Source organism: Candidatus Symbiopectobacterium sp. NZEC135 (assembly GCF_025962695.1).
Genome location: NZ_JAGFPF010000100.1, coordinates 1 through 7,735, shown reverse-complemented (window position 1 = coordinate 7,735; position 7,735 = coordinate 1). Strand labels below are relative to the sequence as shown.

Here is a 7,735-nt window from a genome sequence, read left to right as displayed (position 1 = left end):
AATCTGAAAAGTTACGCGGTGAATGATTACCTGAGTTAGCAAATGTTGACATGGAGCAACGAACATTTCGTTATGTGTGTAAATATATAACGAAATATTGCGTATTCAGGATGATGTTATGCCAGTGACACGACGACGCTTACTTCAGGCGATGGTTGCCACAGGGTTATTGCGTGGGTGGCCCACTTTTTCCGCCGAGGCGCTGACATTTACGGTGGGAAGCATACCGGCACCGCAACATATTCAGCGCGTGATCAGCGCGGACGTGGCGCGTTCATTTGAAGCCGACATGATGCGCTTTGCCTCGTTGTTCTGGCATGCACCGCTGAGCGAGGCGCAGTTTAACCGTATCGTAAACGCGCAATGAGAACGGCAACTCTGTTTACGCTGTTAAGCACGCTGGCGCTGTTGTGTATCGCGCTGGCGATTTTTTCCGGCGCGTATCCGTTGAGCCTTCATCAGGTGATCGGGCTGCTTTTCAGCCCTGACAGCCTGTTGCCGCAAGATCAGATCGTATTCTGGCAGATCCGCCTGCCGCGCATTGTGGCGGCGTTGCTGATTGGCGCTGCGCTGGCAGGGGCCGGTACCACCTATCAGGGGATGTTTCGTAATCCGTTAGTCTCACCCGATATTCTCGGCGTTGCCGCGGGGGCGGGCCTCGGTGCCTGCGTCGCGATTTGGTTGGGCTTACCGCTGTTGTTGATCCAGTTACTGGCATTTGCCGGTGGATTGCTGGTGGTGGCTGGGGTTTGGCTGATCACCCGACAGGTGACGCGGCACGATCCGGTGTTGACGTTAGTGCTGGTCGGCATTGCGCTGGGAACGGTGTGCGGCGCGGGGATCTCGCTGATCAAAACCCTCGCCGATCCTTATACCCAGTTGCCCTCCATTACCTTCTGGCTGCTCGGTGGACTCTCCACGGTGACGCGCGCCGATCTTGATCTGTGTGCACCGATCATCCTGTTGGGCATGCTGCCGTTGTTGCTGCTGCGCTGGCGCATGAACCTGCTGACGCTGGCAGACGATGAAGCGCGCGCGCTGGGGATTAATGTCACACGTTTGCGCATGGGGCTGATTGTCTGCGCCACGCTGATGACAGCCAGCGCGGTAGCTGTCGCGGGCGTTATCGGTTGGGTTGGGCTGGTGGTGCCGCATATTGGCCGCTTGCTGACGGGAAACAATCACCAGCGTTTGTTGCCGGTTGCCATGAGCATCGGTGCCATTTTGCTGCTGCTGACCGATACGCTGGCGCGTGCGCTGAGCGCCACTGAAATCCCGCTCGGTATTCTGACCGCGTTTATCGGCGCGCCGTTCTTCCTGCTGTTGTTGCTGCGAGGAGGCCGATGATGTCGTTGCTCGAGGTGCGGCAGGCCACGGTGGGTTATGCCCACCGCGCGGTATTGCGCGATGTGGCGTTTTCCCTGCCAGCGGGCAGCGCCTGCTGTTTGCTGGGCGCCAATGGCTGCGGGAAAACCACGTTAATGCGCGCCATTCTTGGCGTGTTGCCGCTGCTTTCTGGCGACATTGTGCTGGCTGGCACCTCCTTGCGCCGTTATTCAGACGCGCAGCGCGCCAGCGTGATGGCCTGGGTGCCGCAGGCACATGAGGGCGCGTTCGCTTTTAGCGTGCTCGATATGGTGTTGATGGGGATGACGCCGCACATGAGTACGTTTGCCGTGCCGGGTCAGCAAGAACGAGACGCCGCCTTGCAGCAGCTCACGGTGCTGGGGATTGCCCATTTGGCCGAGCGGCGCTGGAACCTGCTGAGCGGCGGTGAACGGCAACTGGTGCTGATTGCCCGCGCTTTAGCGCAAAAGCCACGCGTGTTACTGCTGGATGAACCGGCTTCCAGTTTGGATTTTGGTCACCAAATCGATCTGTTGGAAACGTTGGTGATGCTGAAACAGCAAGGGATGACGTTACTGATGTCGACGCACCATCCTCTTCATGCCCGCGCGATTGCCGACAGCGTGGTGATGGTGGAGCCCGACGGTCAGGTAACGCAAGGCGCTCCCGCAGAGCAATTACACACCGACAGGCTCGCCGCGTTATACCGGGTAACCCCTGCGCAGATTCACCGCCATTTGTATGGCACTCATTGATAAGGGATAGCAATGCTGATTGATGACATTGATTTTGCAGACCTCTACCGCCAGCAATTGGCGCTGGCGCATCGTACCGAAAAAACGCCCGATCACTGGGATAAACGGGCGGAGAAGATGGCTGAGAACTGTGCTTCGCCCCAAGACAGCTATCTGCAACAACTGGTGGCGAAGATAGATTTGCGCGGCGCGCAGTCGCTGTTTGATATGGGGTGTGGTCCGGGCACCGTGGCGTTGGCGTTGGCGAGTAACGTGAAGACGGCGTACGGCGTGGATTACAGCCCGGGCATGCTGGAGGTGGCGGCCCGCCGCGCGCGGCAGCAAGGTGCGGATAACGTGAACTGGGTGCGCCGGGCCTGGGAAGAGGACTGGGACGAACTGCCGGTGTGTGATATCGCGGTGGCATCTCGCTCGACGCTGGTAGCCGATATGCGACAGGCCATGGCGAAGTTGAATCGACAGGCACGGCTGCGTGTGTATACCACACATCTGGTCAGCACCTCGTTTATGTCGCCGGTGATTCAGCGGGCGTTAGGGCGCGAGGTGGTGGAACTGCCTAACTATATCTATGCCCTGAATGTGCTGTATCAAATGGGGATTTATGCACAAGTCGATTTTATCCGTGGCCCCAACTGCCAGCAGGATAACAGCACGTATGCACGCTTCGAAGAAAACGTGAAATGGAGCTTCGGCACCCTCAGCGATGAGGAGCGTGAGCGGCTGTATCGTTGGTATCAGCAGCAGGATGCCAGCACGATTGCGCCACCAAGCCGTGACTGGGCGCTGATCTATTGGGACAGTGTGCCGCTCGGAGCAACATCATGATTTTCCTTCCGCAATCACTCACCGACGCCTGGTTGCTTGAAGATATTCAGGGGGGCGATCTGACGACCCAGTCGCTCGGTATTGGCGCACAGCCGGGGCATATCACCTTCTTTCATCGGCAGGGCGGTTGTGTCAGTGGGATTGCCGCTGCGCGACAGATGCTCACGTCACTCGGGGTGAGTGTGACGGCCTCGGTGAGTGATGGCGAGCCCGTGGTTGCCGGGCAGCCCTTGCTGTGTGCCTGCGGCTCAGCGGCGGCGCTGCATCAGGGATGGAAAGCGGTACAGAATGTACTGGAATGGAGCTGTGGCGTGTCTGGTTATCTGGCGCGCATGTTGGAACTGCTGCGCCAGCGCCATCCTGATGGGCATATCGCCTGCACGCGCAAAATGATCCCCGGCACCAAGCTGCTCGCTACGCAGGCGGTGCAGGCTGCGGGTGGATTGATTCATCGCGCCGGTTGCAGTGAAACCATCCTGCTGTTTGCCAATCACCGTCGCTTTCTCCCTAACGCCAATGATTGGCCTGCCATGGTCAACCAACTGCGCCGCCATGCACCGGAAAGAAAAATAGTGGTGGAAGCGGATACGCCGGACGAGGCGTTAGCCGCGCTTCTTGCGGCGCCTGATTGCATTCAACTCGACAAGTTTACCCCTGCGCAGGCGGCGAATATTGCCCGCCTCGCTCCCTCACTCGCGCCTGCCTGCACGCTGGCGCTAACCGGCGGTATCACGCTCGCCACCCTGCCGAATTATCTCGATTGTGGCATTACGCTGTTTGTGACCTCGGCGCCCTATTACGCGCCGCCAGCGGATATCAAGGTGCGTCTGGAGCCAGACTCGCCGCATCAGTGAAAATAAAAAAGGACATAATAACAATGGGATTCAAGAGGAATTATCTTTACACCGCGCTATCGCTTGCTTTCGCGCATAACGCTGTTGCTGGGCTGGAAAGCGACACCATGACCGTGTGGTCGAGCCCGGTGCCTGCGGCTACCACCACGGTGCTTAATCAGGAAACCATACAAAAGCTGGACAAACGCAATGTGGCGCAGGCGCTAAGCGTGGTGCCCGGCGTGGTATTGCAAAAATCGGGCGGACGTAACGAGCAGCAGGTCAAAGTGCGTGGCTTTGATAGTCGCCAGGTGCCGGTCTATTTTGACGGCGTACCGGTCTATGTTCCTTATGACGGCAATCTGGATTTAGGGCGTTTCCTCACCTCAGATCTTGCGTCGCTTGAAGTGTCCAAAGGCTATTCGTCGTTGCTGCAAGGCCCGAACCAGATGGGTGGTGCCATCAATATTACTAGCAAAAAACCCACCAAACCGCTGGAAGCCAGCGTGGGATATCGTCAGGGCTGGAGCCGCAGCAAAACCAACGCCTTCGATACCCAGGCATCACTGGGTGCCAGTAATGACACCGGCTACATCCAGCTCAGCGGTAGCCGGGTAAAACAGGATTTCCTCGGCCTGCCGCGCAGCGTAGACAACCCTGTCGCCGGTCAGAACGGTAAGATGATCAACTCTGCGGCGGATGATAAACGTGGGATCGTCAAAGTGGGCTTTACCCCACGCGAAAATGACGAATACGTGTTTACCTATATCAATCAGGATGGCAGTAAAGAGAACCCGCCCTATACGGGCACAAATCCAAAGCAGCAATCACGCTACTGGCACTGGCCGCAGTATGACAAAGAGAGTTATTACTATCAGGGCACTACGCAGCTTGGCGATCGTTACACCCTGAAGAGTCGTCTTTATCGCGATACTTTCGAAAATACATTGATGATGTATCAATCACTGGCCGACCTGAAGAACCGTAAAGGAAACTACAGCCATTACGCCGATTTCACTAACGGAGCCGGGTTGCAACTTGCTGCCGATGTACGCACCAGTGATTTGCTCTCGTTTGCGGTGAACTGGAAGGACGATGTGCATCGGGAGCGGGGCGCTGCCGATGCCCCGTTTGATCGCTACAAAGATCGCACCTGGTCTTTGGCGAGCGAATACCAGTGGGCCGCAGCCGATAATCTCGATGTGGTTGCAGGTATCAGCTATGACTGGCGCGACAGTCGCCAGGGCATGAAACACGAGAAAAGCGGCGATATTACCCATTATGCCAACAACAGCCAGAACGCCTTTAACTGGCAGTTGATGACCAAATATCACTTCGCCAATGACGATACGCTGTCGCTCTCTTTCTCGGATCGTACACGTTTTCCTACGCTAAAAGAGCGCTACACCACCTCGAAACCGGCCTATAACGGCCAGACGGTGCTGGTGAATCCACACTTGAACCCGGAACGGGCGCAAACGGTTGATGTGACCTGGAACGGCACCTTTACCCGCGACTGGGGCTATGATGTCAGCGTTTATTACAACCGGGTCAATGATGCGATTCTGGGGCACACCATTGATGCCAATACCCTGCAAAACCGTAACAGTGGGCGTGTGGACTACACCGGTCTGGATCTCGGTGTCAAAGGGCGCATAACGGAGATGCTGGACCTTGGCCTGAGCTATGGCCTGATTCATGCTAATGTGAAACAGGATGAAGTGGGTAAGGTGACCGATTTGCCAACGCACACGCTGGTGGCATGGATGACCTTCAAACCTTGGGAACCGGTAAGCTTCACCCTGTCGCAGGAGGCGCGCTCATCTGCTTACAACACCTCTGACGCGAAACAGCGCGCTTCTGGCTTCACCGTGACCAACCTGCGTGCCGATTACGACGTGGGCCGTGGCGTTAGCGTCAATGCCTCGGTCAATAACCTGTTCGATACCGAGTATGCCTATAACGAAGGGTTCATTGAGCAAGGGCGCAATTTCTGGGCGGGAATTGCCTATAAATTCTGATTGACTGCTCCCCGGTGGGCTGGGGAGCACCTGCATTGAGCGTGGAGGTCTTATGGAACGTGGAGGCTTTATGGAACACACGGCAACGCTATCTCGTATTTTGTGCAATGCGAAACCAACAACGACCCCTCATGACAAGAAAGTGTTTACCGAGCGGGCTTGGATTCATTCTCACGGTCTGGAAACCGAGCAGGGGGATAAAACCTACTACCCGGATCCGGACTGTGCGCTATTACACTATGCGTGGGAACACTATGCATTCTGGCGCGATAAATACCCCGATCGCGCTGCGCTATTCGATGCACCGGGCATTTTTGGTGAAAACTTTTCTACGCAGGGGATGACTGAACAGAGCGTGTGCCCCGGTGATATCTTCAAAGTGGGAACGGCGCTGCTTCAGGTATCTTGGGGACGTATTGCCTGTAATACCATGGCGGGACGACTGGACGATGATGCCGCACCGGCATTGATGCACGCGCAATCCCGCAACGGCTGGTTCTATCGCGTGTTGCAAGAGGGCGAAGTTTACGCGGGGGCCAGGTTTGAGCTGCTGGAGCGCCCTTACGGCCAATGGTCGCTGAGTCGCGTGCAGGACATCATTTTCGATCTGGCCGCCAGCCGTGAGGCGCTGGAAGCGGTTTATCAGATTGATACCTTGTCGAACACCTGGCGCGAGCAGATTCGGGATCGGTTGGCACTGCTCGACCCACGTTGAGAGTGAAGACACTGAGACAAGGATGTTTTTATTGCCACGTTTTATGCTGACTGTGGGGCGTTGTGAACGTTTTATTAATGCGTGATAATCATCACAATAAAACGAAAATCAAACATCCCCTGCTTGCAAGCTCTACTGGGTTATGGTGTATTCTCAGGCATGGATTGTTACTGTTTGAATAACAGGCAAAACCTAAAAGAGATAACAAACTCTTTTATGTTTTGCCTTTTTTTTTGGATGGCATATGAGAATACAGCGGGTTCTGAATAACAATGTCATCGTTGCGCGCGATTTTAGCGGCAAGGAGTGCGTTGTTATTGGAAAAGGTGTTGGTTTTAACAAAAAAGCCGATGACCTGGTCGATGAGGCCTGTATTCAAAAAATATTTCGACTCGATGAAGAGAACAGTCTCGATAAAACCAGCGAGGCGTTTAAGGATGTTCCTGATGCGCTTTTTAATATTGTTCTGGATATCGTTAAGCAGGCGACCAGCAAACTCGATAGAAAAATTCACAAAAGCGTTTATGCCTCTTTGCTCGATCACTTGAGTTTTGCTATCGAAAGAACCCGGCAGGGTGCTTATGTCGAAAACATGCTGTTGTGGGATATCAAGCGCCTTTATCGTAATGAGTTTATTATCGGTCAGTGGGCGATTGCTGAAATTAATGCTCAGCTCCACGTGGCGTTGCCTGAAGACGAGGCCGGATTTATTGCCCTGCATCTGTTGAACTCGCAGAAAGACGGCGCTATGCCGGATATAAAAGCCGTGTCGAAAGTGATTCAGGATATTTTGAATATTGTTAAATACCATTTCAAAATCGAATACGAAGAAGACTCAATCAATTTTCAGCGATTTGTTACTCATCTGAAGTTTTTTGCGCATCGGCTGCTGAGTAATACGTATGTCACCAGCGATGACAGCTCATTGCATGACGTTGTGGCGTTAAAATATTCCGCCTCCTATGAATGTGCCAAACGCGTGAATAAATTTATTAGCCATGATTATGGTCGTTCGCTAACTGATGACGAAATGATGTTTCTTTCTATACACATTGAACATGTGAGGAAATAAATTCTAAAGACGATTCTCATGTGAATTTTACTACGAGCGCTTAAACAGTCGCTTATTCATTCTGTGATAAAAATACGACGATGACTATTATCGAGGTCAGCCCATGAGTAATTTTCGTTTACTTGCCGGGGAAATACTTGAGCTTATTGGCGGTGAAAAGAACGTTG

Annotated in this window: 8 protein-coding genes; all 8 read left to right on the top strand. The window is 54.2% G+C overall.

Annotated features, from left to right (window positions below; genetic code table 11):
• Positions 1 to 118: 118 nt before the first annotated feature.
• Positions 119 to 367 carry a hypothetical protein gene (locus J5224_RS22780; protein ID WP_264627527.1) on the top strand — a complete coding sequence of 83 codons (249 nt, stop codon included), beginning with the start codon at positions 119 to 121 and terminating at the stop codon, positions 365 to 367.
• Positions 364 to 1,347, top strand: coding sequence for a FecCD family ABC transporter permease (locus J5224_RS22775; RefSeq protein ID WP_264627526.1), 984 nt, complete (start codon positions 364 to 366; stop codon positions 1,345 to 1,347). The genes J5224_RS22780 and J5224_RS22775 overlap by 4 nt, the downstream gene beginning before the upstream one ends.
• Positions 1,347 to 2,102, top strand: coding sequence for an ABC transporter ATP-binding protein (locus J5224_RS22770; protein ID WP_264627528.1), 756 nt, complete (start codon positions 1,347 to 1,349; stop codon positions 2,100 to 2,102). Before J5224_RS22775 ends, J5224_RS22770 begins: the two co-directional genes overlap by 1 nt.
• Positions 2,103 to 2,114: 12 nt before the next feature.
• A complete protein-coding gene (locus tag J5224_RS22765) occupies positions 2,115 to 2,927 on the top strand; it encodes a class I SAM-dependent methyltransferase (protein WP_264627525.1) in 813 nt (270 codons plus the stop codon).
• Entirely contained in the window at positions 2,924 to 3,781 is an 858-nt protein-coding gene (gene modD, locus J5224_RS22760) for a ModD protein (RefSeq protein WP_264627524.1), read from the top strand. The genes J5224_RS22765 and modD overlap by 4 nt, the downstream gene beginning before the upstream one ends.
• Positions 3,782 to 3,804: 23 nt before the next feature.
• Positions 3,805 to 5,781, top strand: coding sequence for a TonB-dependent receptor plug domain-containing protein (locus tag J5224_RS22755; RefSeq protein WP_264627523.1), 1,977 nt, complete (start codon positions 3,805 to 3,807; stop codon positions 5,779 to 5,781).
• 70 nt (positions 5,782 to 5,851) lie between these two features.
• On the top strand, positions 5,852 to 6,496 hold the full coding sequence (locus tag J5224_RS22750) for an MOSC domain-containing protein (RefSeq protein WP_264627522.1): 645 nt from the start codon (positions 5,852 to 5,854) through the stop codon (positions 6,494 to 6,496).
• A 244-nt stretch (positions 6,497 to 6,740) separates the two neighbouring features.
• On the top strand, positions 6,741 to 7,568 hold the full coding sequence (gene licT / locus J5224_RS22745) for a BglG family transcription antiterminator LicT (RefSeq protein ID WP_264627521.1): 828 nt from the start codon (positions 6,741 to 6,743) through the stop codon (positions 7,566 to 7,568).
• Positions 7,569 to 7,735: the final 167 nt, after the last annotated feature.

Bases quoted from the DNA above. Each gene is read 5' to 3' on its own strand.
- J5224_RS22765 (WP_264627525.1), top strand. From the start codon at position 2,115: ATGCTGATTGATGACATTGATTTTGCAGACCTCTACCGCCAGCAATTG.
- J5224_RS22780 (WP_264627527.1), top strand. From the start codon at position 119: ATGCCAGTGACACGACGACGCTTACTTCAGGCGATGGTTGCCACAGGG.
- modD (WP_264627524.1), top strand. From the start codon at position 2,924: ATGATTTTCCTTCCGCAATCACTCACCGACGCCTGGTTGCTTGAAGAT.
- licT (WP_264627521.1), top strand. From the start codon at position 6,741: ATGAGAATACAGCGGGTTCTGAATAACAATGTCATCGTTGCGCGCGAT.
- J5224_RS22755 (WP_264627523.1), top strand. From the start codon at position 3,805: ATGGGATTCAAGAGGAATTATCTTTACACCGCGCTATCGCTTGCTTTC.
- J5224_RS22775 (WP_264627526.1), top strand. From the start codon at position 364: ATGAGAACGGCAACTCTGTTTACGCTGTTAAGCACGCTGGCGCTGTTG.
- J5224_RS22770 (WP_264627528.1), top strand. From the start codon at position 1,347: ATGTCGTTGCTCGAGGTGCGGCAGGCCACGGTGGGTTATGCCCACCGC.
- J5224_RS22750 (WP_264627522.1), top strand. From the start codon at position 5,852: ATGGAACACACGGCAACGCTATCTCGTATTTTGTGCAATGCGAAACCA.